Below are 24671 nucleotides of genomic sequence, written 5' to 3' on the forward strand. Positions count from 1 at the left end.
TTAACGGGGCCGTTTTTTGTGGATAACTCTGTTTTTCTGAACAAAATCAATCTATTACAGAAAAGATAAATACCCTAATAAGCGGTGTACTTTACGAGAACAGTTTTGGGATAACAATTTGGTAGTTCGTAAAAGTAGTGCTTCTGCACAGACTGTCCTGTAGATATGCAGAGACTTATCCACAGCTAAAACTACCATTTGCGTATCAAAGCTGATCTGCTCTTTTTAAAATAGTCGGGGCGATGCGTTGTAGACTTGTTGCCAGTAATTTGAGGGCGGTTTTTTGATGTGCGGGCAGGTGGCGGCTGTAAACGGCCGTATATTCCAGATTAGCCTCGCCACCTCTGGCGCGTTTGAACTGGCTTGCACCGGAGCTGTAATGCAGTTTGAGTTTGCGTTCTTTGGCTTGCTGCAATAGCAAAGCCATTAAGCGTCGATACAATCCCAGCTCTTGCGGCAAGCTGGTGTCGTAGCCAATGAGTGGGGTAGTAATCCATCCGCTTTGGGTATTTTCGTAAAGACCTAAGACACCGACTAAACGATTTTGAAATCGTAAGCCATAAAGATCTAAAAATCGCATTTCTTGGCACAGTTCAAAAAAAGCTGGCGCAAAATCTGGGTTGAGTCTGGAGTGTTTTTCTATGAATAATTGTCGAAACAAACTGCGTAAATGAGGAAGATCGCTAGTTAGTATTTGTTCTGGCGTGATGATCTCAAGTTTTCCATCCGAAAATAACTTGGCATCTTGTCTGACATGATTGCGTTTCCACAGCGTTGCGAGTTGAGGATCGCAGGTGTAAATCATGCGCGCCGGGATTAAATCCCAAGACTGCGCTTGTAGACTGGAGGCCAGTTCTGGTGTGACCTCACTACAAATATTGCGCATCATTAATGGACGGTCTGGATATTCACCGATTAATTCTTCCGTCATTTGCGCAATATCTTGTGCTTGCCAATCAGGATATAGATTGGTGGACACCAAATGATTGCCGACAATCGCAGACTGATCTATGCCACTGGCGCTGATTAAGGCCGCGAGGGGACTAAAAATACAATTGATGCCTGTCTTTGCGATAGCCCGCAGTAGGCTTGGACTAGCAGGTAATTTCGCAGATAGTTGCCCACAGGCTTCTTCTCTGGCGTAGCGTAACCAAGTTGATCGCGGACTGCTGACATAGCTGCTGTGGTTGTTATTGCTGTTCTTGCTGCCACTCTCGCTAGGCATGAGTAAGCTGACGGGTTGCGTGCTACCGGCAATAGTGATGGCATTAATCTGGCAATCTGCGTTGCTTAACCAATGCGACCCGCCACGGGCTTTGGCATCGATTAGCCAGAGCGCATCAGCGCAAACGCGTGGCGGTAGGTTGGAAATCAATTTGCTGAAATTTAAATAGGCTGGTTGGTAGTTTGCGTTTTAGTGCTGTCATCTACCCAGTCAGACTTTTTGATACAGATGCATACCACCATAAATTGCGGATTTATCGCTTGCATACAAAGCCCGGTTATGTGCGCGGTCGGTATGCCAGGCGGAGATCAAATGCGCCGGCAACATCGCTTCTAATGGCGAGTCGGCGCCACCGGTACGGAACACCACTTTGGCATCTGGTGCGGCGGTGCGGGTGACTTCTTCCCATAACTCAGTTAATTGCCGCTGATCCATCCAATCCTGAGCATCCAGGAACAAATAAGCATCCATAGAATGATTCGCTTGTTTGCGTAAAAACTCGGTAAGGCTAATGTGATGAGGATGCACGCGGTCTATGTTTTGGCGCAAATCTTTGAAATACGCTTTTTGTAAATACATAGGTAAAGCGGCTTGTTTGCTGGTGTCGTGCCGGCGACCAAAAGCTTGCTGCGCAAAGCAGTTTTGCTCGATAGGGAAATCACATGCCAGATGGCGCATTCTTTCTTTAAACAATAAATGTAAGCCGTCTTTGGCATCATGTTTGAGCGCCGCAAACTGCGACGGCGGAATTCCTAGACTATACAAAGCAATCGGCTGTTTAGAGATAAAGCGGAATAAAGCGGTATCAAATATCGGCGCTAAGTAATGATCGAACAAGCTCTTTTGCTCAGCCTGATTGCGTGCAGTGAGGATTTTTTTCATATCGCCGCCCATGATGCGGACGAAAAAATGTGCAAAACCAATAAAGTCACCCAACAGGCCATATTGGTAAGCGTTGTCGCTAAAGTAGTGATAACGCGGTTTGCCTATCAGCTTGCCGGTGAGTGAACGGCTTTCCCAAAAATTGCTGGCGTCTTCTGACAAATGCGGCCGAATGTGGCGCTGATATCGTTTTAAATTATCACTCTGGTCGGCTTTGCCTAAAAAGGCCAGAACCGCATCGTAATCGGGTAAATGCTTGATGGCTTTTTTCTTCATGTCCAGCATCGCAAGATGCGCTGCGTTTAAATCAACCGCATGCACAGCGTTAGGGTTGGCTGCCAGATAGGCCAATGCGTTGCAGCCACCGGAGGAGATCGTCAAAATATTCGCGCCCGGCTTTAACTGCAATGCATCCAGGTCAGATTTTGGATCTTCCCAAATTTGGGCATACACCAGACGACTAAACCAATGCGCAAATAAGCGATCAGCAATCCCTTTACCGCCAGACGTCGTTGAGTTGATTACTGCCGCGTTGATGAGTGTCTTTGTGTTCATGCCAGCCCCAGATGATTGATGCGGTTTAATCTCTGTCTAACTTTAGAAACGCAAGGTGACAGGCTGGTGACCGTTTGATGAAGAATGTGTGAAATGTAGACAAAATGACGGCAGAGTGTTGTTTTGACAGCTCAATATCAAGGTGGCAGTCACAATAACCAAGTAGGGAATTAAATAATACTGGTAATGGGTATATTTGAGTTGTCCATATAAAGTCTGGACAATCGACCATTTTTACTAAAAATAATGGGGAGTATATTAAAACGATTGTTTTAATATTGATCAATCGACGCGTATTTAAGCAAGGGATTGCTTACTATTTTATTTGTGACCGAGCATCGACGTTTGCCGACGTTTGCGCAGTTGTACTATGCTTTTACCCAAGCGATATCGCCACCAGGCGTTTTTTACAAACTGGTATTCAGCATAGGAAATGACTCTTGGTCCCCATCGGGTTTTAGACACATCTTCACCCACAGACAAATTAAGCCGTTGGATATTTTTGTCCAATGACCAGCGAATAATTTCGACCAGTAAAGTAGTCATCACGCTATATCTGGCGTATGCCAAGTCATAACCTGAGTAATACAGATACAACTCCTCGCCCATTAAAAATCCCATGCGGATAGCGACGATTTTGCCGTCGATCTCCAAACAAAAAAGCTGCATTTTGTCTGCAAAAGGTGTTTTTAAAAGACTGGCGATCAATGCCTTATGCAGAGGATTAGAAAAATAATCTGGATGCTCTACCGTCAGTTGCGCGCTGGCTCTGCTGCAGTGCAAGTGATAAAAAGTCGGCAAATTTTCTGTCAGTGCCTGATGTCCTGTGACGACTTTTAATACCGGCTGAAGTTTGTCTCGCGCTAGTGAGTTATAGCAGTGGCGTATCGATTCTTTAATGTTGCGCTTCAACCCGCTGCGGAAACTATCCCAGTCTTTGCCCAGATCCAAGACGTAGTTGCTGATCTTGCGCTTATCTATTTGCCGCATGGCGCAGCGTTGAGTAAATAGCTGCTCACTGTTCTCATCACTGACAATCATTTGCTGTTCTGTGAATCCAGATAATTGCGGCCGATAAGGTGCGGCTAAGTGCTGAAAAACATCTTTTTCATAGCCAGGCAAAATTAAGGGTGTACGGATTTCTGTCAGATTGGGGTCTGCACCAAACGGCCTTACATAGCGATAGACAGAGAACGCTTTACGTCCTAGATAGCTGATTGCGTATGGCGCAACGGCGACCAGTTGATCTTTATCATAAAAGGCGATGATCGATAATTCGTCGCGACGAAAAACAGTTTGAACAGAAAAAATTTGCCACCAGCTGCGGTTCCAGTCATAAGTTTGAAACGGCAGCAAAAAGGGAACAAGTGCTTCTAATGCCCGCCACTCAACAGAGATGGCGTCGAATTCGCTGGCGGTACTTAAAACTTTTATGTGCATCTGATGGCTGGCTAAGTGGTGACAAGAACGACGGATAAATGAGCGTTTGGGTTTGTATATAGCCGCGTATCTGGCTGACTAAATATCTGAGGGTTATGGACGCTCTGCCAGTTTTTTTAAATTATTTAAGCCAGAGTCAAAATCGGGACCAACCATTTTGTCCATCAAAGAAGCGAAGAACTTCATCATTAGGTTGCCCTCGCTAGTGCCTTTCATAGTCCAGCTTACTTTGGTGGATACGACTTGATTACCTGAAGCACCCGCTGTCACTATTGGCTCGAATAAAAAGTGACCGGTCGATGGTTTGCCCATACCTTCAAAATGTAATTCATAGTCAATCTGCTGGTTAGGTATTACCTGTATAAATTTCATCCCGCCGTTACCCTGGCTTTTACTTTGCCAGTCCCAAGCAGCATCTTTACCTGCTGCCGGACCAGTAAACGTCATCTGCATGGCGGGGTCGCGCTGATTCCAGACTGACCAGTTTTTCCACTCACGGGTAGTGACGACCAAAGGGTATATTTTATCTACAGGTGCACCGATTACGATGCTGCGCGTTATAGAAAAGTCATTCGGAAGCACCATGACAATAATTAAAATGAGTACGACGATGCCGACGATAGCGCCTAGTACACGTTTTACCCATTTAAATATGTTCATTTTGTGCTTTCAAGCTTGTTATAAGAACGGGTTTTCATTCTGATGACAAAACTGAAAAATGACAAGGATAGTAAGACAAAGATATTTACAAAGGATTACATCTGACACATTTATTTCCTTTTCTTGTAAACTGATACATCTATACTGAAGTACATCTGGACGATACTTTTCTCCAGAAGAAATTTAAAAAAGGTCAAATATGGAAACCAAACAACCCTCTAATCGCATTCATCCTTTGCTTGCTACTGCGGCAGTTGCTGTGACGCTGGTATCACTGGTCGGCGTTGCGGCGATGACTGGCTTGTTTCCAAACTCGCAGGGAACGATTGCTCAAACAAATAACGCTGCCATGAGCGCTTCTGCGCCGATGGTGGATAGCAACGGCAAACCAATTTATCCTGCCGATGGGTCAAGGCAAAATCAGAATTCTGGTTCTAACCAGGGTTCATATCAAAACCCGAATCAAAACTCCAATGTTGCACGTCAAAGCGAATCAAATGAGCGTAGTTCTAACGTCGCGGCTGTCTGCGGACATTGCGGTCGCGTTGAGTCCATTATCGCTATCCAGCAACAAGCAAAACCTAGCGGTCTTGGCGTAGCAGCCGGTGCAATTTTGGGCGGCGTGTTAGGTCATCAAGTCGGCAATGGCAATGGCCGAACATTGGCTACCGTAGCTGGTGCCGTCGGCGGCGGTTATGCTGGTAACGAAGTAGAAAAACGCAACAACACCAACACGGTCTATGAAGTAAAAGTCAGAATGGATGACGGTAGTGTTCGTACTTTCCCGCAAAACGGTTGGCGTGTTGGCGATCGCGTTAAAGCGGTTAATGGTTCGCTGCAATCGATGGGTTAATTAGAGTTAATTAGATTTAACTTATTTTCAAATACGCTGAATCAGATGTAAAAAGAGGCGATACCGCTTAGTCGATATCACCTCTTTTTTATTTGTTCCTTATACGTCTGTTACTCTTATTTACCTCACGCGACCAACCGCGACATCCCATTGCTGCATTAATTTACCCGCCTGATCTCTACTCATTTCCGGTAAAAAAGTACGCTCCATTTGCCATAAAGCGGCACACTCTTCCTGATTTTGGTACACCCCTACACCTAGTCCCGCCAAGTACGCTGCGCCTAAGGCCGTCGTTTCGGTTACCTTTGGGCGTACCACTGGAATGCCCAACAAATCGGCTTGAAATTGCAGGAGTAAATTGTTCGCCGCTGCGCCGCCATCCACGCGTAACTCGTTGATCGGCGCTACTGCATCGCGCGTCATCGCTTGCAGCAACACGGTACTTTGGAATGCGATCGATTCTAGCGCTGCGCGAGCAATATGCGCGACCGTAGTGCCGCGACTCAGACCTAAAATTGCCCCCTTGGCCGAGGGTACCCAATAGGGCGCACCCAAGCCAGTGAACGAGGGTACAAACACCACGCCGCCAGAATCCGGCACGGTGGTCGCCAAATCTTCTACATCCGTCGAGTGTTGAATCGCCTTTAAACCGTCACGCAACCACTGCACCACCGCGCCGCCGATGAAGACACTACCTTCTAATGCGTATTGTGCTCTTGCGTCGGTCTGACAGGCGGCCGTGCTGATCAAACCGTTGTGAGAAGTCGCACACACGGAGCCTGTATGCAGCAACATAAAACAACCTGTGCCGTAAGTGTTTTTTGCCATCCCTGCGCTAAAACATGCTTGTCCAAACAGCGCCGATTGCTGGTCACCAGCGATACCAGCAATCGGAACCGGATGATCAAAAATCGTCGCGTCACCAAAACGATGACTAGACGGATGTACGCTAGGCAGCATCGCCCGTGGAATAGTAAAACAAGCCAGTAACTCATCGTCCCATTCCGCACTATGAATATTCCACAGCATCGTGCGTGCCGCATTGCTGACATCGGTCACATGCAGTTGTTGGCCGCTCAGTTGCCACGCCAGCCAGGTGTCTACGGTACCAAACGCCAGCTCTCCGCGCTCTGCTTGCTGACGAGCGTTTGGCACATGATCCAGTATCCATTTCAGCTTGGTCGCAGAAAAATACGGGTCCAGAATTAAGCCGGTTTTTTGCTGTATGCGCTCTGCCCAGCCCTGACTACGCAGCTCGTCACAATAGGCCGCAGTGCGCCGGTCTTGCCAGACGATGGCATTAAAAATAGGCTCACCAGTCCGACGATTCCAGACGATGCTGGTCTCCCGCTGATTGGTAATCCCCAGCGCCGCAATTGCCTTGCTTGTAATACCTGCCGCACTTGCCGTAGCCAATACTTGCTTACAAGTCGCTAATTGGCTGTGCCAAATTTCCATAGCATCATGTTCTACCCAACCAGGCTGAGGGAAAATCTGCCGGAACTCCTGCTGAGCCGACGCAACAATACTTCCGCCTTCATCAAATAAAATACTACGGGAACTGGATGTGCCTTGGTCAAGTGCGAGCAGATAAGTCATGTTGGTATATGGATTGTTTGCTAGAAGGTTTCAGTGTAATTCAGACGCAGGATGTCAGCGGAGTTGGGGATGTTGCGATGCGATAAATAACACTACTCTTTAAATGACGATTTAATATACTCCTAATGTGTATATTAAATCGTCCATATAATCATCGGACAATACGGCATATTTAGTAAAAATTAGGGGGAGTATATTTCAATCGCTTACTCGTCCATTTATCATTGAAGGATCAACCATGTGTTAGCCAAAGTAATCATAAGTTGTGGCCAAATTACACTGATAGCCATATCGTTGAAAAAATTATTTGAAAACTTCGTTTCAACAAAACTATCCAGAACTAAACTAGCCGTACTAAAAAATACGATACTAACCACCCAAAAAATATCCCTATGTACACAGGCTGCCGACAACTACAAATCAGGGATATCAGAGACGATGCCCAAGAAATTTCTTTCCCGGCTTTGGTGATGTACCCGACAGAAGTTCCCGCAATTCCAACCAGTTTTGGCCCCTACTCGATTGATCTGAGTATGGATGCGCCCATCGCCAGCGGACGCTTTCCACTTGTGATCGTATCGCATGGGAATGGCGGTTCGCATTTGTTGTACCGGACGATTTGTACGCATCTGGCGCAGCATGGTTATATCGTGGCGATGCTGGAACATTACGGCAATAACCGTAACAACAATTCGCTAGAAAACACCTACGAAAATCTGGTCAACCGACCACGCCATGTGCGCATGACGATTGATGAAGTCAGTACCTATTCTGTTTTTAACGCTAGCGTAAAAGCAGACAATGTCGCGGTCATCGGACATTCCATCGGCGCTTATACCGCCTTGGCGGTTGCCGGCGGCGAGCCGTGGTCAAAAGACCGGCGCAAGGTGGAGGTAGTCGCTGATACACGCGTCAAAGCATTGGTGTTACTGGCACCCGCAACGCCTTGGTATCTGATGCACGGATCGCTCAGCACAGTGAATATCCCTATCCTGATGCTGACCGGAGAACACGACCAGTACACACCGCCCTGGCATGCGGATCTGGTATCCGACGGCGTTGCCGATCGCGCACTGGTAACCAGACGTGAGATCAAAAACGCGGGACACTTATCTTTTTTAAGTCCGTTTCCGGCGCACATGAACAGCCCGACATTTCATTCATCCACAGACCCAGAAGGCTTTGATCGTGAGGCGTTTCATCAGACATTGCCGGGTGAAGTGTTGGCGTATCTGGATCGTCATTTAAAAGTGGATTAAGTTTGATAGCCCTTTGAGCATTTTCCTGGATTTGCCCCTCATTTTTGACGTGCTTTTTTAGATCACCGAATTGTCGCCTGAAGCAAGATTGGAGCTAACGAACTGTCTGACAGCCATTGCTGCTGCTGTCGGCACCGCCTGCAACAACAGATGCGGTCCTTTTATATCAACTTGTGTGAGTGTAGGTACGAGCTGCTTGATGTATTTAGATGCGTTGGGAAACACAACATAATCGTCAGTTGCCCTAAGATATAAAAGCGGTATGGAGACCTTTTTGAGTTGTGCGGAATAGTCTACTTCCAACACAGAAGTGAGGCGGATGCGTATAACTTCTGGTGAAACGGTTGCCAGCGCTTGTCGCAACAGGGTGCGTGATTGAGAGCTTGCGTAGCGGCCAAAGAATAGTGGCCACATTAAGTTTAATAATTTTTCTCTAACGGGAAGCAGATTAACTATTGATTTAAATGGGCTAAATATTGAGTGTGGATTTCTAGCAAACGTACAGGAAAGTACTAAGCCAATTAAGCCGTCAGGATTGGATGCCGCAAGTGAAATAGCAATCGGTCCTGAGAACGACTCACCAAGGATGACGAACGGTTTTCCTAACGGTAAATGAGACCGTGCGACTTCTTCTAGTGCTGCATAGTTCAGCAGTTTGTCGGGCGGATATGCGACGACGATGGGATCAAATTCTGCGCCCAGAGCAGCGATAAAGTCTGCAAAGAGCGTTCCTGAACCGTCCATACCCGGTAGTAAAACAATTGAAATCCCCGATTTATTCATCAAAATACAAAGCGATTCTGTCCGATGTCCACGTGGCGACACCTGTACCAAAAAAGTCTGCATCCTCCGTCCAGACGGGACAGCCGATCATCATTGCACAAGCAAGAACTGGCCAGTCGTCTGCGTCTCGTATGGCAATTCTTTGTAATGCCTGTGCTTGCAGGCTAGCGTAGAGCTCGAAATCAATTGGCTGAACGATACTCTCTAAGCTCGTTAACACATCCAAGGTTGCTGCGCTCTGAACGCCTCTTTTTTCCAACAGCGATGGGAGATATTTTCGGGCGTCGGCATAAGCTATGTCTGGCGTAAAGAATTTTATTGTGGCGGTATTTTCAAAAATCAATTCCCTGACCCGCTTCCCTAACACAGCACGGATCAATATATTAGCGTCAAGAACAATCGCTTTATTGCTCATCTGATGTTAGTACGAGGCTTTTTTGTTGTACCAGCTTGTTTGCGAGCAGTTTTAAATTCTGTGACCACGCTTTCAATCTCGACATCTTGCGCAGCAAGCAGCTTATCAAGGGCTTTGCTAGCTTTTTTTAATGCCGCTATATTGGCGTCGTCTTGCCCATGGGTCGGAATAAAATAACCAACAGTTTGCCCGTGGCGCGTCACTGCGACAGGGTGACTTGCTGCGATGTATTCTGCCAAATCCGCCCTGAATTCCCGAATACCTACTTTGGTTGTTTCCATGATGTTTGCCTGACTCCGGCTGTTCTACAAAATTTGTGGATCAATGTGTACACATTTTATGTTAAAAGACAGTGCAACGCAATTAGGTAGTACTGGATTGTGATTGCCCCTTAGCCATATTCAAACGTCGCACCAAAGACTGATTTATATCTTTGGTATGGCGATTCCAGCGTTTCATGGTTTGATCTATATCGGCTTGCAATTTTTTTGCAGTAGCTTGATCACCTGTGCTGTAGGCCCAAATTGCATATTCTGCCTGTATCTCAAAAGTGCCGAAGCGGCTCATTGCCAGCTCAAATTCTGATGTCGCATCCGCGTTGCGGCCAGCTCCGGCGAATGCGCGGGCGAGTAGCAGGCTGACTTGGGCGGGGCGGAAATTATTGTCTTTGTTGCGGATATCTTCCAGATGGCTGATCGCAGTAGCATGGCGGCCACTCTCGGTGAGTGCACGGGCGGCGCAGTATTTGATTTCCAGATCGGTAGCAAAAAGACCTTTGAGGCAGGCTTCGTAATTGGTTGCGGCTTCTTCTGCGTTACCAGCTTCTAACAAGGCCAGCGCCAGACGCATTTGATTTTGTGCGGTTGGGGTGTACTCAAAGGCGTTGCGTGCTTCGCGCAGTTCTCGGGTCGGATCGAGTGTTTTTGCTGCTACTGCGACTGCTTTTCTGGCACCAAATTCGAGTCGTGAGTTGGGCATGTAAATCGCAAAAAAGTACACGACACTTCCAAGTAGTGGGAAAGAAAAGAGAATTAGCAGCCAGTAGATTTGTTGGCCAGAACGGATCGCATGCACAGCAAAAAACAGCGCGACTAAAACATGTAAACCAATACCAAGAAACGGCATGTTTGCTCCTGTGGGATGAAGAGAATGGGGTGCGTGAAGAAGAAAAATGAGGTAAAAAAATTAAGCTTGGAATTGTACCAATGTTCAAATCAGTTCAATTCTTTTTCTAGGGCAAGTTGCTCACATTCCGTAATCAAACTCCACTTTGCTAATCCGCGTTTTATATGAGGAGTACCATTTTTCTTTACCGATTTTTTGTGCTTCCAGATGGTCGGCGTTGGCTTTCCATTGTTTGATTGATGGCAAATCTGCCCAGTATGAGACGGTAATCCCTACTTCTTCGCGGGCGGATTCTACGCCTAAAAATCCGGGCTGCTGTGCCGCCAGCGCTAACATGTTGTCGGCCATGTCGTTATAACCGTCGTCACCTTCCGTGCGGTTGGAGGTAAAGATCACGGCGTAGTAGGGTGGCTTGGGTGTGTTGGCGATATTGCTCATATTGCTTAGCTCCAGACCTCTCCACCGAAGGTATCGATTTGCGTCATGTATAAGCGCAAGTCCAGTTCGTACTGGTGATATTGCGGTTCCATATGCATGCAGAGTTGGTAGAAGGCTTTGTTGTGGTCTTTTTCTTTGAGGTGCGCTAACTCATGTACGACAATCATTTTTAGAAATTCTTCCGGCACTTGTTTGAACAGAGTGGCGATGCGGATTTCGTGTTTGGATTTGAGTTTATTGCCCTGTACCCGTGAGATAAACGTGTGCTGTCCCAGCGCATGCTGGATGACTTTGATTTTGCTGTCGAAGCAGACTTTGCTGATTTGTTCGCCATTGCGCAGAAACGTACTTTTGACATCTTGTACATATTGGTACAAGGCTTTATCGGTACGGATCTGGTGCGCATTGGCGTATTTTTTTTGCAGAACTCCGGCCAGTTGCTGGCGCTCAATTAAAAGCTTGACCTGATCCTGTATCGGTTGAGGATAAGCTTGTAAATAGTTGAGTTCTTGCTTTTGCATTCGTTAACTTAATGAGTCAAGCCAATGAGGTTTATTGAACGTTCAGCAGTTCAACATCAAAAATCAGGTTGGCGAACGGGGGAATCCGGCCACCGGCGCCGCGTGAGCCATAACCCAGATCTTGCGGAATAATGATGGTGCGTTTGCCGCCGACCTTCATCCCTGCAACACCCAGATCCCAGCCTTTGATGACACGTCCAGCGCCCAGCGGAAAGCTAAACGGGCTGCTGCCGACGGAGCTGTCAAACATCTGGCCGTGTTGCTTGTCGGCCTTTGGGTCGTATAGCCAGCCGCTGTAGTGCACGGTAACGGTGCTGCCACCAAGAGCTTCTTTACCGGTGCCGACAACGGTGTCAATTTTTTTCAGTTCCAGACGGGCTGCTGCGGGAGTTGTAGATGCGGTTGCAGGTGTGCCTGCGCTGGATTGTGCGAATACCGCAGGTGTTGTTGCGCAGGTTAGCGCTGCACTGACGGCGATGGTGATAGCGAGTAAGCGAGATGTCATGTCTGGGCTTTCTGTGTGGTGTAAATGAGGATGATTTAAAAAAGGGGCTATGTAGATGCAGATAAGTTGGTGTTTGGTTTAGTCAGGACCGGATGTCGATCCCAGTTTGTTGCGTAGCTTGGCCTCAAACGCGATATCGAGTTTGCTGGCCTTTTTGGGTGCTTGTTTTTGTATGCTGTTGACGAAGGCGACAAATGCGTCCAGCTCTAAAGGTTCGTTCAATTTTTCTGGCACATCGCTGTCATTGGCGAGTGACAAATAAAAGCGGTTATCGGCAGTACTGACCATGGAATAAGGTGCATTATTGCTGCGGTCTTTTAGACGCATTACCGCCGTGGCGGCGCGGGTGGAGCGCAAGCTTGCCATTATCTGGCTCCGTATTTGCGTTGATATTTGTCCATGGTTCCGTCGTTGTCTATCTCTTTGTTAATCGCATTAAATTTGTCGATGCGATGCTGGTCTATTTTGGCATTGCAGAGCATATAAAGTTCAATATTGCGCCATTTGATGGCACGTTCTATATCGTCCCAATAGCCTTGCTGTTGCGCGATGCTCATGCCGTGTTGCTCGGACACGATCCAGTAATCGATGCGACCGTTGATGAGCAGTCGCGGATTATCTTCGTCTTTGGAGGCGAACTCCATTTTGTAGCCTTGGTCTTTTAGCTCCAGGCCGGTAGCCGCGTTTTTGTAGGTACCGATGCTGTAAGTTTTGGCTTCTTCAAAATTTTTGAGATTACGCGAGTCCGGTTTTTTGGCATACAAAACCCAGGCATCGGCGGTGAGCGGGCCAACCCATTTGAACAGAGGTTCGCGCTCTGCTGTGCGGCGAAAACCAAACAGGCAGGTATTATTTTCGGTCAGCGCTGCCTGGTAGCCACGTGCTAAAGAAGTGCTGATCAGGATAGGTGTCTCTTTGGCGCGGCGCATGATCTCGACTACTTTGTCGGTCAGCGAACCTTTGATCTGATTGGTTTTGGGATCGGTGTGGGTGAACGGTGCGTATTCTTGAATGTAGAGACGGATGGTTTCTGCTTCCGCCACATTGGGCAAGCTTAAGCTCATGCTTAAGCTGATCAGCAAGCTGAAAACCAGACTTGAATGCAGACTAAATATACGGGTGCAGTGAATCACATTCTGTTTAAACACAAGACGTCCTGATTGGGAGGCTGTAATAGTAGCTGTAACGGTAGTTGAAATAGTGGTTGAAACAACGACGTGACCCACAGCTAAACGATAAAGCGGAAGTATTAACCACCGCATCGGTTGAGTCTAAACGCTTGCAGGTTTAGGTGCAAGAAGCTCTGTAATACCAGTTCAGGTTGGTAAGCCAATTTGTGGCGAATATATTTCTGGCCTGCACAGCGCGAATAAATATACTCGCCCTATGTATATATTAGGTGCCCATATAATCATTAGGCAATAGGTATAATTGTTGAAAAAAATGGGGGAGTATATGGATTTTTGCTGCTGTCGGCACAATTAATCTGATCTTCAGCATCATAAATATCCACGGCTCCGGCTCGGTCTTATCCCTACTCCAGACCCCAGCACAATTTCAGCAAGGCGAACACGGCCGCGATGCTGGCTTCGTTTTGTCGCTTTTCCAGGCAGATAAAACTCAGTTCGGTCGATAAGCTAACGGCGTCGGCGATGACTAGTCCGTGGGCGTGCGCTTCCCGGATTGCGATGGAGTCGCGCAACAGACTAAGGCCAACGCCGGACTTCACCAGATCGAGCATCGAGGGCTCCTGATCGACCAGTGCGACTTTGTTAGGCGTAATGTGGTGCTCGGCAAAAACTTTGGTCAGCAGGCGATTGTGGGCGGATTCTGGCGGTGTCCAGATCCAGGGTAATTGCGCCAGCGCGGCCCAGTCTTTGCCTGCGACCCTTTTTTTCCAGCCGCTGGGGGCTACAACACGGTAGGTGAAGCTAGTCAGGCTGAGTGTGTGATAACGGGTTTTGCCGTCGTCCGGTGCTTGCCCCAGATAAAAGCCGACGTCCAGCGTGCCAGCGCGTAGTTGCTGCAACATGGAGCCGGACATGCCATGTTGTAATTTGGTGGACAGCTGAGGATACGTTTCTACCAATCGCTTGAGGAACACGCCTAGACGAGTAAATTCCGGATCGAGGATAGTGCCGATTGCTAGCTCACCGGACAGCGTGGAGTGCAGACTGTCTGCTGCTTGTTTGAATTCTGCCATGCTAGCCAGCACCCGTTCGGCATGCGCCAGCAGCTTTGCGCCGTCGTTACTTAATGTCATGCCGTTGGCGCTACGGTTGAGTAATTGCAAGCCCAGACTTTGCTGCAAGGATTTGATCTGCAGGCTGACGGCTGGCTGTGTGACATGCAGTCGTTCTGCTGCTCGCGTCAGGTTGCCCTCTTTGGCGACGGTGACGAAGGCTTTGAGTTGAGTGATGTCCACAGTGGTTACCTCATTATTAGCATTACTTATATTGAGCTTGATAATAACTCATTGGATTCTCCCATTCTATAGAGTTAGTCTCTATGAACTTTATAAAATCACCTCAAAGGTTTGCTTATGTCTGCTTTGAATTCTCCGGCCTCCGCTGCCGCTATTACTCCGGTTACGCATTTTATTCATGGCGGTCTGCATCATTCAAGCGGTGAGCGTTGGCAAGATGTGTTTAATCCGGCAACGGGCGCGGTGACTGCCAAGGTGGCACTGGCAACGATGGATGATGTGAATGCCGCCGTTGCTGCTGCCAAAGCGGCTGCACCGGGTTGGGCCGAGACAGCGCCTTTGAAGCGGGCGCGGGTGATGTTTAAGTTCAAGCAGCTGCTCGACCAATACCATACACAAATTGCGACTATGATCACGCAAGAGCACGGCAAGGTGCTGTCGGATGCGATGGGTGAAGTGACCCGTGGAATCGAGATCGTGGAATTTGCCTGCGGCATGCCACAACTCTTGAAGACGCAATTCTCCGACAACATCGGCGGCGGGATCGACAACTACAACCTGCGTCAACCTCTGGGCGTGACTGCCGGGATCACGCCATTTAACTTCCCGTTCATGGTACCAATGTGGATGGCGCCGCTGGCGATTGCGACTGGCAATACCTTTATTTTAAAGCCGTCAGAACGTGATCCTTCCTGTTCTTTATTGATCGCCGATTTACTCAAGCAAGCTGGTTTGCCGGATGGTGTTTTTAATGTATTGCAGGGTGACAAACTGGCGGTTGATGGCTTGTTGCAGCATCCCGATGTGTCGGCCATTTCCTTCGTCGGTTCAACCCCGATTGCAGAATATATTTACAGCGAAGGCACGCGCATGGGCAAGCGGGTGCAAGCGCTGGGCGGGGCAAAAAATCATTTGGTCGTCATGCCGGACGCGAACCTCGATCAGGCGGTAGATGCCTTGATGGGCGCGGCTTATGGCTCGGCCGGTGAACGCTGCATGGCGATTTCTGTCGCCGTCGCCGTGGGTGACGTGGCGGACAAACTGGTCGACGCTTTAGTCCCGCGTGTGAAGGCACTGATCGTCAAAAACGGCATGGAAGCCGATGCGGAAATGGGACCGGTCGTGACGGCAATCCATAAGGCAAAAATTGAAGGCTATATTGCTGACGGTATCGCCGAAGGTGCAACGATGTTAGTCGACGGTCGCGGCCTGACGGTGCCGGGACACGAAGGTGGTTTCTTCCTTGGCGGTACGCTGTTTGATCATGTCAAAGAGGGCATGAAAATTCATCGTGAAGAGATTTTTGGGCCTGTGTTGTGCGTGGTGCGGGTACCGGATTTTGCCAGCGCTGTCGAGCTGATTAACCGTCACGAATTTGGCAACGGCGTGTCGCTGTTCACTTCGGACGGCAATACGGCGCGTGAATTTTCACGCAGGATTCAGGTTGGTATGGTGGGAATTAACGTACCGATTCCAGTGCCGATGGCGTGGCATTCTTTTGGTGGCTGGAAGCGCTCGTTGTTTGGCGATCAGCATGCCTATGGCGAAGAAGGCATCCGCTTCTATACTCGCTACAAATCGATCATGCAGCGTTGGCCTGACAGCATAGCCAAAGGGGCAGAATTTACTATGCCGGTAGCAAAATAAAAGGGAGGTTCAATAAACCACATAATCGGGCGCATCGCGTTGTTGCAAAGCCTCGCAATACCGACGTATTGCTACGTTTTGCGCCTAGCGCTGCATCCCGATTAAATGGTTTTTGAACTTCTTAGATTAATTTTTTAGGGAGTATCACTATTAAAATCCTAATTGTCTAGAGAATCATTGGACAATAAGGCGTGTGATGCTGATACTCTTAACCAGTATATAAAAATAAGAATGACGCAAGGAGACTGGCGTGAGTTTTAAACTACAAGGAATTTGTCCTCATCCGATTATTCAGGGGCCGATGGCGGGTGGTGCTTCTACTCCCGATCTGGTGGCCGCGGTATCCAATGCTGGTGGCTTGGGTTCGCTGGCAGGCGGCATGTTGTCACCCGTGGCGATTATTGAGCATGCCGAGCTGATACGGCAACGAACCGACCGACCTTTCGCCATCAATTTGTTTGTACAAGACACGCCGACGCCATCGGAGCAAGAGATCGCCTCAGCCAGTGAGCTTTTAAAACCAATCTGGTCAGAATTTGGCTGGGATAAATTACCCTTGCCAGCGCGTTGGTGCGAAGATTTTGAAGCGCAATTGCAAGCCTTGATTATTGCGCGTCCTGCGGTGGCTAGTTTTACTTTTGGTATTTTGCAGCCCTCGCATCTGCGTTGTTTGCATGAAGCGGGGATTGCCGTGATTGGTACCGCAACCAATGTGCAAGAAGCGCTGGCCTGGCAAAGCTTGGGTGCCGATGCGGTTTGCTTGTCTGGAACAGAGGCAGGTGGGCATCGCGGGACATTTATCGGTGCGCAGGAAGATGCCACGCTGACTACCATGGAATTATTGGTGCAAGCGAAGCCGCATTTGCGCATCGCCACCATCGTGGCGGGCAATATCATGGCTGGTGCAGATATCGCCGCTGCTTTAACTGCTGGGGCAGATGCAGTGCAGATGGGAACGGCATTTTTAGTCACGCACGAGTCTGGGATTCATCCTGCGTATAAACAGAAATTGCTAGATGTTGGCAAAAGTACGACTGTAAACATGAGCGTGAATACGAGCGTGAATACGAGCCCAAACAAAACTGCAGATGCCACCCGCCAGACCCGCGCTTTTACAGGGCGGATGGCACGCGGTCTGGATAACCGTTTTATGCAAATCATGCAGGATGCCGCCGCGCAAGTACCTGCTTATCCTATACAAAATGCACTGACTGCCAGCATCCGTGCGCATGCGGGCAAGATCAACGATACCGGCCTGATGTCGCTATGGGGGGGACAAGGTGTGCATCGTGCGCGTGGCATGCCGGCGGCAGAGTTAATGCGTGTCTTACTGGAAGAACTGCATGCGGAAATGAATACAAAAATGCCTGCCGCAATGCCTGCGCGAGTGAAGGTCGGAAGCAGCTGATCTCCACCAGCGCCATCTACAAAATAAACCACTTTAAGCCAGATCACCTTACATCAGAAAACACCACCTACTTTATGGACTCAGCAGGCACATACGACTACATTATTATCGGCGCAGGTTCGGCAGGCTGCGTGCTGGCCAACCGCTTATCGCGTGATCAGAGTAAAGAGGTTTTGCTACTGGAGGCGGGTGGTAAAGACGATTACATCTGGATTCATATTCCGGTCGGCTACCTTTACTGCATTAACAATCCGCGCACCGACTGGATGTTTCGCACCGAGGCAGAACCGGGCTTGAATGGTCGCAGCTTGATTTATCCCCGCGGCAAAGTACTGGGTGGTTGCTCATCGATTAACGGCATGATTTATATGCGGGGACAAGAGCAGGATTATCAGCGCTGGGCAGAACATAGCGGCGACGCTAGCTGGCGCTGGGAGCATGTCTTACCGCTATTTAAACAAAGCGAAGACCATTACGGTGGCATGACTGCGATGCATGGTGCTGGTGGCGAATGGCGGGTAGAAAAGCAGAGGTTGTCGTGGGAAATTCTGGACGCTTTCCGTGAGGCGGCATCACAAGTCGGGATTCCTAAGTCAGACGATTTTAATCGTGGCGACAACGACGGCTGTGGCTATTTTGATGTGAATCAAAAACGCGGCGTGCGCTGGAATGCGTCTAAGGCGTTTTTGAAACCGGCATCTGGACGCGGCAATCTGACCATCATGACGGGCTGTCAGGTCAAGCGCTTAAAAATCACGGCGACAGACAATGGCAAGGTTTGTACCGGTGTGGAATTTGTCGGTGGCGGTAAAGAGTGGTCGGCAGAATCCACCCGTGAGACGATTTTATCGGCGGGCGCAATTGGTTCGCCCGCAATATTGCAGCAGTCCGGCATCGGCAATGCGGCGCATTTACAACAAGTTGGCGTGACGGTCGTGCATGATTTGCCAGGTGTGGGAGAAAACTTGCAGGACCATTTACAGATTCGGTCTGCCTTTAAAATCAGCGGCGCAAAAACCCTGAATATGATGGCCAATAGTTGGCTAGGTAAGGCGAGCATAGGATTGGAATATCTGTTGAAGCAAAGCGGGCCTATGTCGATGGCGCCATCGCAGTTAGGCGCTTTTACCCGCTCTGATGCCACGCAAGCCAGCCCTAATTTGCAATACCATGTGCAACCATTGACGTTGGAAAAATTTGGCGATCCTCTGCATTCATTTCCAGCGTTCACCGCCAGCGTCTGCAACTTGCGCCCTACTTCGCGCGGCCATGTGCGTATCGCTAGTGCTGATCCGTTGGCAGCACCCAAGATTACACCTAACTATCTGAGTACTCCGGAGGACAGAAAGATTGCGGCTGATTCACTCACGCTGACCCGCAAAATTGTCGCCGCACCGGCCTTACAAAAATACGCGCCAGAAGAAATGAAGCCGGGTGCTCAGTTCCGTACTGAGGAAGAACTCGCCAGTGCAGCGGGTGACATCGGCACCACGATTTTTCATCCGGTGGGGACTTGTAAAATGGGGCGTGAGGATGATAATAATGCGGTAGTAGATAGTGAGCTACGGGTGTTCGGCGTGCGTGGTCTGCGGGTAGTAGATGCCTCTATCATGCCGACGATTACTTCTGGCAATACCAACTCGCCGACCATGATGATTGCGGAAAAAGCGGCGGCGATGATCGTTGCGGAGCATGCTAAAAAGAGTTCGTAGTTAGCATTAAATAGCGTCGTGTTTTAGACACTTTTTTAACCAGTTTATGTGTTTTAATGTTTGGCGCTGTTGTTAAAATTCACCGTGGTTACTACGTACAGTAGTTATACCGTATTGTTGAAATCTTACAGCGATGTGTACTATCCAAAAACAATAAAAATGCCCTCTGGTACCAATTTATAGAATAGCCAGAAGGGATGTCACGCAAAAGTTCGTAACGAAACTACGCAGGCAACAAGGAGACCAGATGACTAATGTCATCCTAGAGACAAAACACTTGACCAAAGAGTTCAAGGGATTTACCGCAGTGAGCGATGTTAACCTGCAAGTGCAGCGTGGACACATTCATGCATTGATCGGCCCCAACGGTGCTGGCAAGACAACCTGTTTTAACTTATTGACCAAATTTCTGGTGCCGACATCGGGTCAGATCTTGTTCAATGGTCGTGACATCACCGCCGCCAAACCGGCGCAAATTGCGCGTCAGGGAATTATTCGCTCATTCCAGATTTCTGCCGTTTTCCCGCACTTAAGTGTGATGGAAAACGTGCGTATCGGCTTACAGCGCAATCTTGGCACTTCCTTTCATTTTTGGAAAAGCGGCGGCAGTTTGTCACGTTTGAACGATAAGGCAATGGAGTTGCTGGCGCAGGTCGATCTGACGGAATTTGCCGATACGATTACGGTGGATTTGCCATACGGTCGTAAGCGCGCGCTGGAGATCGCTACTACCTTGGCGATGGAGCCGGAAATGATGCTGCTGGACGAGCCGACTCAAGGGATGGGACATGAAGACGTGCATCGTGTCACCGAGCTCATCAAAAAAGTCTCTGCCGGTCGCACCATTCTGATGGTGGAACACAACATGAGTGTCGTATCCGGTATCTGTGACAAGATTTCTGTTCTGCAGCGCGGTGCGATGTTGGCAGAAGGTAGTTATGACGAAGTGTCAAAAAATCCAAAAGTGATGGAAGCATATATGGGCAGCACTGCGGGCGAACTGGAAGGAGCGCACGCATGACGACCGCTACTGTAACTACTGCTGCGCCTTTCAAGACAAGCAATCCCGCGATCACACCAGCACTGCAAATCAGCAATTTGCAAGCCTGGTATGGTGAGTCACATATTCTGCATGATGTGAACTTGGTCGTAAATCCGGGTGAGGTCGTTACCTTGTTAGGTCGCAATGGCGCAGGCCGTACGACGACAATGCGTGCCATTATGGGCCTGACCGGCGCACGCAAAGGCTCAATCAAAATCAACGGCGTTGAAGCGATTCATTTACCGATTTATAAAGTAGCGCATCTGGGCGTCGGTTATTGCCCGGAAGAGCGGGGGATTTTTTCTTCGTTATCCACTGAAGAGAACTTGATGCTGCCGCCTTCCGTGTCGAGCAAAGACCAGGGGATGTCGATTGCCGAGATTTATGAGATGTTTCCTAATCTGGCAGAGCGTAAAAACAGTCAGGGGACACGTTTATCCGGTGGTGAACAGCAGATGCTGGCGGTTGCACGTATCTTGCGCACGGGCGCACGCCTGCTGTTGCTGGATGAGATTTCTGAAGGTTTGGCACCGGTCATTGTGCAAACCTTAGCTCGTATGATTAAAACGTTGAAGGCGAAGGGTTATACGATCGTGATGGTCGAACAGAACTTCCGCTTTGCTGCGCCGCTCGCCGATCGCTTTTACGTGATGGAGCATGGACAGATTGTCGAGACATTTGCCGCCTCAGAGCTGAAAGAGAAGATGTCAGTTTTAAACGAATTGCTGGGTGTATAAGTTTTAATCTGTGTTTTAAGTTGTATTTTTGGTGATGTGATGTTGATTTTGCTGGTAATTGTTAGTGCTCGAAAATGGATACTGTCGGATACAAATATTCGGGTATAAATTTAAAAAAAATGATTGGAGAAGACACATGAAAACAAAATTCAAAATAGCGGTGCTGGCGGTTTCTGCGGCAATGGCAAGTCTGTCAGGTACAGCATCTGCCCAGATTTCTGGTGATACAGTCAAGATTGGTTTTATTACGGACTTATCGGGTTTGTATTCTGATATCGACGGCCCAGGCGGTGTAGAAGCGATCAAGATGGCAATCGCTGATTTCGGCGGCACGGTATTAGGTAAAAAGATTGAGTTGGTCACTGCCGATCACCAAAACAAAGCCGATATCGCAGCGAGCAAAGCACGTGAATGGTTTGATCGTGATGGCGTCGACATGCTGATCGCAGGTACTAACTCTGGTACTAATTTGGCGATGTCGAAAGTCGCACTGGAAAAGAAAAAGCCTTTGATCTCCATCGGCGGCGGCACAGCTCGTCTGACCAATGAAGAATGCACCCCGTACACGATTCACTATGCATATGACACGGTCGCGTTGGCTAAAGGTACGGGTTCTGCGGTGGTTAAACAGGGTGGCAAAAGCTGGTTTTTCCTGACCGCCGATTACGCCTTCGGTGCGTCGCTGGAAGGTGATACTACTGCTGTGGTCAAAGCCAGTGGCGGTACTGTGGTTGGTGCGGTTCGCCATCCTTTGTCGGCTTCGGATTTCTCTTCTTTCTTATTGCAGGCGCAGGCGTCTAAAGCGCAAATTCTGGGTTTAGCAAATGCCGGTGGCGATACCATCAATGCGATTAAAGCCGCGAATGAATTTGGTATCACTAAAACCATGAAGCTGGCAGGTTTGCTGATGTTTATCAATGATGTGCATTCGCTGACATTGAAGGCAACGCAAGGCATGTATCTGACGGATAGCTGGTATTGGGATTCAAACGAAGAGACCCGTACCTGGGCGCGTCGTTATTTCGGCAAAATGAAAAAGATGCCGTCCAGTCTGCAAGCAGCTGATTATTCCGCCACGATCCAATATCTGAACGCGGTAAAAGCGGCAGGTTCTGACGATACTGATAAAGTATTGGCCAAATTGCGTGCGACTAAGATCAACGATATGTACGCCAAAAATGGATCGATCCGCGGTGATGGCAGCATGATTCATGACATGTATCTGATGCAGGTAAAAGCGCAGGCTGATTCCAAGTATCCATGGGATTACTACAAAGTGGTACAGACAATTCCTGGTGACCAGGCATTTACGACCAAAGCAGAAAGTAAGTGCACTGCCTGGAAATAAGTTTGAAATAAACAATAATCAGCTTCAATCGTGAGGCGCTGACTGACTAGTCAGCGCTTCTTACCGATTTCACTCTTGCCCTTTTGGGCATCTTTTTCTGAATGCCATGGAAATATTTGGTATACCGCTGCAAGCGATGCTGAGCCAACTGTTGCTGGGATTGGTGAATGGCTCTTTTTACGCCATGTTGTCACTCGGTCTGGCCGTGATTTTTGGTCTGTTAAACGTGATCAATTTTGCTCACGGGGCTTTGTACATGATGGGTGCTTTTCTTGCCTGGATGGGCATGAATTACTTCGGGATTAATTACTGGGTCATGCTGATTGCCGCCCCTTTGTTAGTTGGCCTGTTTGGTGTCGTGATCGAAAAAACCATGCTGCGTTGGTTATATAAGTTAGATCATTTGTATGGGCTGCTGTTGACCTTTGGCCTGACCCTGTTGCTGGAAGGTTTGTTCCGCTCGTTTTATGGCGTGTCTGGTCAGCCGTATTCTGTTCCTGATGCGCTGGCAGGAGCGACTGATCTGGGCTTTATGATTTTGCCGAATTATCGCGCCTGGGTAGTGTTGGCGTCGCTCGTCGTCTGTTTCGCGACTTGGTTTGTGATTGAAAAAACCAAGTTAGGTGCTTACCTGCGTGCTGGTACCGAGAACCCGAAACTGGTTGAGGCCTTTGGCGTGAATGTGCCGTTGATGGTCACTTTGACTTACGGCTTCGGCGTAGCACTGGCTGCCTTTGCTGGCGTGCTGGCAGCACCGGTGATCCAAGTTTCACCCCTGATGGGATCGAATCTGATTATCACGGTGTTTGCCGTGGTCGTGATTGGTGGCATGGGCTCGATCCTGGGTTCTATCCTCACTGGTCTGGGCTTGGGTGTGATCGAAGGTTTGACCCGCGTGTTTTATCCCGAACTGTCTGCCACCGTGGTGTTTATCGTGATGGCGATTGTGCTGATGATCCGGCCTGCCGGTTTGTTCGGCAAAGAGAAATGATTGAGGAGCTAAACGCATAATGAATAAAAAAATTGGTTACAGTTTGGCCTTCGTACTGTTGCTCGCCGCACCCTTTGTCGTCTACCCCGTGTTCTTGATGAAGCTACTTTGCTTCGCCTTGTTTGCCTGTGCGTTCAATTTATTGATCGGGTTCACGGGTTTGCTCTCGTTTGGTCATGCCGCATTTTTTGGTGGCGCTGGCTACATGGTGGGTTGGCTGTTAAAGACTGCTGGATTGCCGGTCGAGGCGGGTTTGTTATTGGCGACGGCGGGTGCGGCTCTGATCGGTTTGGTGATGGGCAGTCTGGCGATTCGCCGGCAGGGTATTTACTTCACGATGATTACACTGGCGCTGGCACAGATGCTGTACTTCGTCTTCTTACAAGCCAAGTTCACCGGTGGCGAGGATGGCTTGCAAGGCGTACCGCGCGGACAGCTATTAGGCTTTATTGATTTGAGTTCAGACCTCAGACTGTATTACCTCGTACTGGCAATTGTGATTGGCGGCTTTGCCATCATCGTGCGCACGATCAGCTCCCCGTTCGGGCAGGTGTTGAAAGCCGTGAAAGAGAACGAGCCACGCGCGGTGTCGCTGGGTTACGACGTCGATAAATACAAGTTGCTGGCATTTGTCCTCTCCGCTGCACTGTCTGGACTGGCAGGTGCGACAAATACGCTGGTACAGGGTTTTGAGACGCTGACCGACGTGCATTGGACTATGTCGGGTCTGGTCGTATTAATGACGCTGGTGGGCGGTTTAGGCACCTTGGTGGGCCCTATCGTCGGTGCAGTGATCATTATCGCTTTAGAAAACAAGTTAGGCGACCTCGGTGAGTGGCTGGCAAATGCGACTACGATAGAATGGTTTCGTTCTATCGGCGATTCGGTCACGATTGTCACTGGCTTGATCTTCATCATTTGCGTACTCGCATTTCGGCGCGGGATTGTCGGAGAACTGGGAGCATGGCTGGCGCGCTCGGGTAAGGCGAAAGTCAGTTAAGCTGAATTAGGTACGGTTTTGATCAATGAAAAAGCCCCGACGAGATGCGGGGCTTTTTTGTTCCAATCTCAAGCTGAAATTCATATACTCCCCAATTATTT

Annotated in this window: 25 protein-coding genes; 10 read left to right on the plus strand and 15 right to left on the minus strand. The window is 48.8% G+C overall.

Features of this window, described 5'->3' with window-relative positions:
• Positions 1-205 precede the first annotated feature (205 nt).
• The 4 genes from AAKU64_RS13990 to AAKU64_RS14005 form a co-directional block, all read right to left on the minus strand.
• Positions 206-1375, minus strand: a complete 1170-nt coding sequence (locus AAKU64_RS13990) for a hypothetical protein (RefSeq protein ID WP_354362307.1) — start codon at positions 1373-1375, stop codon at positions 206-208.
• A 60-nt stretch (positions 1376-1435) separates the two neighbouring features.
• Entirely contained in the window at positions 1436-2662 is a 1227-nt protein-coding gene (locus AAKU64_RS13995; RefSeq protein WP_354362308.1) for a BtaA family protein, read from the minus strand.
• A 321-nt stretch (positions 2663-2983) separates the two neighbouring features.
• Entirely contained in the window at positions 2984-4102 is a 1119-nt protein-coding gene (locus AAKU64_RS14000) for a GNAT family N-acetyltransferase (protein ID WP_354333230.1), read from the minus strand.
• Positions 4103-4195: 93 nt separating this feature from the next.
• A complete protein-coding gene (locus AAKU64_RS14005) occupies positions 4196-4762 on the minus strand; it encodes an SRPBCC family protein (RefSeq protein WP_354333228.1) in 567 nt (188 codons plus the stop codon).
• A gap of 199 nt (positions 4763-4961) precedes the next feature.
• On the opposite strand from AAKU64_RS14005, the gene AAKU64_RS14010 reads away from it, so the two are divergent.
• A complete protein-coding gene (locus tag AAKU64_RS14010) occupies positions 4962-5615 on the plus strand; it encodes an outer membrane lipoprotein (protein ID WP_354333226.1) in 654 nt (217 codons plus the stop codon).
• Between the two features lie 120 nt (positions 5616-5735).
• Here the strand turns inward: AAKU64_RS14010 and glpK are convergent, their stop codons facing one another.
• Positions 5736-7214: a glycerol kinase GlpK gene (gene glpK / locus AAKU64_RS14015; RefSeq protein WP_354333224.1), complete on the minus strand. Its 1479-nt coding sequence runs from the start codon at positions 7212-7214 to the stop codon at positions 5736-5738.
• A gap of 392 nt (positions 7215-7606) precedes the next feature.
• Between glpK and AAKU64_RS14020 the strand changes: the two genes are divergently transcribed.
• Positions 7607-8473, plus strand: a complete 867-nt coding sequence (locus tag AAKU64_RS14020) for an alpha/beta hydrolase family protein (protein WP_354362309.1) — start codon at positions 7607-7609, stop codon at positions 8471-8473.
• 57 nt (positions 8474-8530) lie between these two features.
• Here AAKU64_RS14020 and AAKU64_RS14025 read toward each other — a convergent pair whose 3' ends face one another.
• The 10 genes from AAKU64_RS14025 to AAKU64_RS14070 form a co-directional block, all read right to left on the minus strand.
• A complete protein-coding gene (locus AAKU64_RS14025; RefSeq protein WP_354362310.1) occupies positions 8531-9256 on the minus strand; it encodes an alpha/beta fold hydrolase in 726 nt (241 codons plus the stop codon).
• On the minus strand, positions 9249-9671 hold the full coding sequence (locus AAKU64_RS14030; protein ID WP_354362311.1) for a PIN domain-containing protein: 423 nt from the start codon (positions 9669-9671) through the stop codon (positions 9249-9251). Before AAKU64_RS14030 ends, AAKU64_RS14025 begins: the two co-directional genes overlap by 8 nt.
• A complete protein-coding gene (locus tag AAKU64_RS14035; RefSeq protein WP_354362312.1) occupies positions 9668-9952 on the minus strand; it encodes a type II toxin-antitoxin system Phd/YefM family antitoxin in 285 nt (94 codons plus the stop codon). Before AAKU64_RS14035 ends, AAKU64_RS14030 begins: the two co-directional genes overlap by 4 nt.
• A gap of 82 nt (positions 9953-10034) precedes the next feature.
• Positions 10035-10796: a hypothetical protein gene (locus tag AAKU64_RS14040; RefSeq protein WP_354362313.1), complete on the minus strand. Its 762-nt coding sequence runs from the start codon at positions 10794-10796 to the stop codon at positions 10035-10037.
• Positions 10797-10916: 120 nt separating this feature from the next.
• On the minus strand, positions 10917-11234 hold the full coding sequence (locus AAKU64_RS14045; protein ID WP_354333218.1) for an antibiotic biosynthesis monooxygenase family protein: 318 nt from the start codon (positions 11232-11234) through the stop codon (positions 10917-10919).
• A gap of 5 nt (positions 11235-11239) precedes the next feature.
• Complete coding sequence (locus tag AAKU64_RS14050) at positions 11240-11755, minus strand: M48 metallopeptidase family protein (protein WP_322120648.1); 516 nt, start codon at positions 11753-11755, stop codon at positions 11240-11242.
• Positions 11756-11786: 31 nt separating this feature from the next.
• Positions 11787-12260: an FKBP-type peptidyl-prolyl cis-trans isomerase gene (locus tag AAKU64_RS14055; RefSeq protein ID WP_354333214.1), complete on the minus strand. Its 474-nt coding sequence runs from the start codon at positions 12258-12260 to the stop codon at positions 11787-11789.
• A 78-nt stretch (positions 12261-12338) separates the two neighbouring features.
• Positions 12339-12626, minus strand: a complete 288-nt coding sequence (locus AAKU64_RS14060) for a hypothetical protein (RefSeq protein WP_354333212.1) — start codon at positions 12624-12626, stop codon at positions 12339-12341.
• Positions 12626-13408, minus strand: a complete 783-nt coding sequence (locus AAKU64_RS14065) for a substrate-binding periplasmic protein (RefSeq protein ID WP_354333210.1) — start codon at positions 13406-13408, stop codon at positions 12626-12628. Before AAKU64_RS14065 ends, AAKU64_RS14060 begins: the two co-directional genes overlap by 1 nt.
• A gap of 386 nt (positions 13409-13794) precedes the next feature.
• Entirely contained in the window at positions 13795-14685 is an 891-nt protein-coding gene (locus AAKU64_RS14070) for a LysR family transcriptional regulator (RefSeq protein WP_354333208.1), read from the minus strand.
• 117 nt (positions 14686-14802) lie between these two features.
• On the opposite strand from AAKU64_RS14070, the gene AAKU64_RS14075 reads away from it, so the two are divergent.
• The 8 genes from AAKU64_RS14075 (at position 14803) to AAKU64_RS14110 (ending at position 24570) form a co-directional block, all read left to right on the plus strand.
• On the plus strand, positions 14803-16332 hold the full coding sequence (locus AAKU64_RS14075; protein ID WP_354333206.1) for a CoA-acylating methylmalonate-semialdehyde dehydrogenase: 1530 nt from the start codon (positions 14803-14805) through the stop codon (positions 16330-16332).
• A gap of 250 nt (positions 16333-16582) precedes the next feature.
• Entirely contained in the window at positions 16583-17740 is a 1158-nt protein-coding gene (locus AAKU64_RS14080) for an NAD(P)H-dependent flavin oxidoreductase (protein ID WP_354362314.1), read from the plus strand.
• A 74-nt stretch (positions 17741-17814) separates the two neighbouring features.
• On the plus strand, positions 17815-19452 hold the full coding sequence (locus AAKU64_RS14085) for a GMC family oxidoreductase (RefSeq protein ID WP_354362315.1): 1638 nt from the start codon (positions 17815-17817) through the stop codon (positions 19450-19452).
• A gap of 247 nt (positions 19453-19699) precedes the next feature.
• The gene (locus AAKU64_RS14090) at positions 19700-20473 is read left to right on the plus strand and encodes an ABC transporter ATP-binding protein (RefSeq protein ID WP_354333200.1); all 774 of its coding nucleotides are present in this window, start codon (positions 19700-19702) and stop codon (positions 20471-20473) included.
• The gene (locus tag AAKU64_RS14095; protein WP_354333198.1) at positions 20470-21231 is read left to right on the plus strand and encodes an ABC transporter ATP-binding protein; all 762 of its coding nucleotides are present in this window, start codon (positions 20470-20472) and stop codon (positions 21229-21231) included. Before AAKU64_RS14090 ends, AAKU64_RS14095 begins: the two co-directional genes overlap by 4 nt.
• 136 nt (positions 21232-21367) lie before the next feature.
• Positions 21368-22579, plus strand: coding sequence for an ABC transporter substrate-binding protein (locus AAKU64_RS14100; protein ID WP_354362316.1), 1212 nt, complete (start codon positions 21368-21370; stop codon positions 22577-22579).
• A gap of 106 nt (positions 22580-22685) precedes the next feature.
• Entirely contained in the window at positions 22686-23570 is an 885-nt protein-coding gene (locus AAKU64_RS14105) for a branched-chain amino acid ABC transporter permease (RefSeq protein WP_354333194.1), read from the plus strand.
• Positions 23571-23589: 19 nt separating this feature from the next.
• On the plus strand, positions 23590-24570 hold the full coding sequence (locus AAKU64_RS14110) for a branched-chain amino acid ABC transporter permease (RefSeq protein ID WP_354333192.1): 981 nt from the start codon (positions 23590-23592) through the stop codon (positions 24568-24570).
• The last annotated feature ends 101 nt before the right edge of the window (positions 24571-24671 follow it).

It is taken from the genome of Undibacterium sp. GrIS 1.8, from assembly GCF_040544445.1.
Classification (GTDB): domain Bacteria; phylum Pseudomonadota; class Gammaproteobacteria; order Burkholderiales; family Burkholderiaceae_D; genus Undibacterium.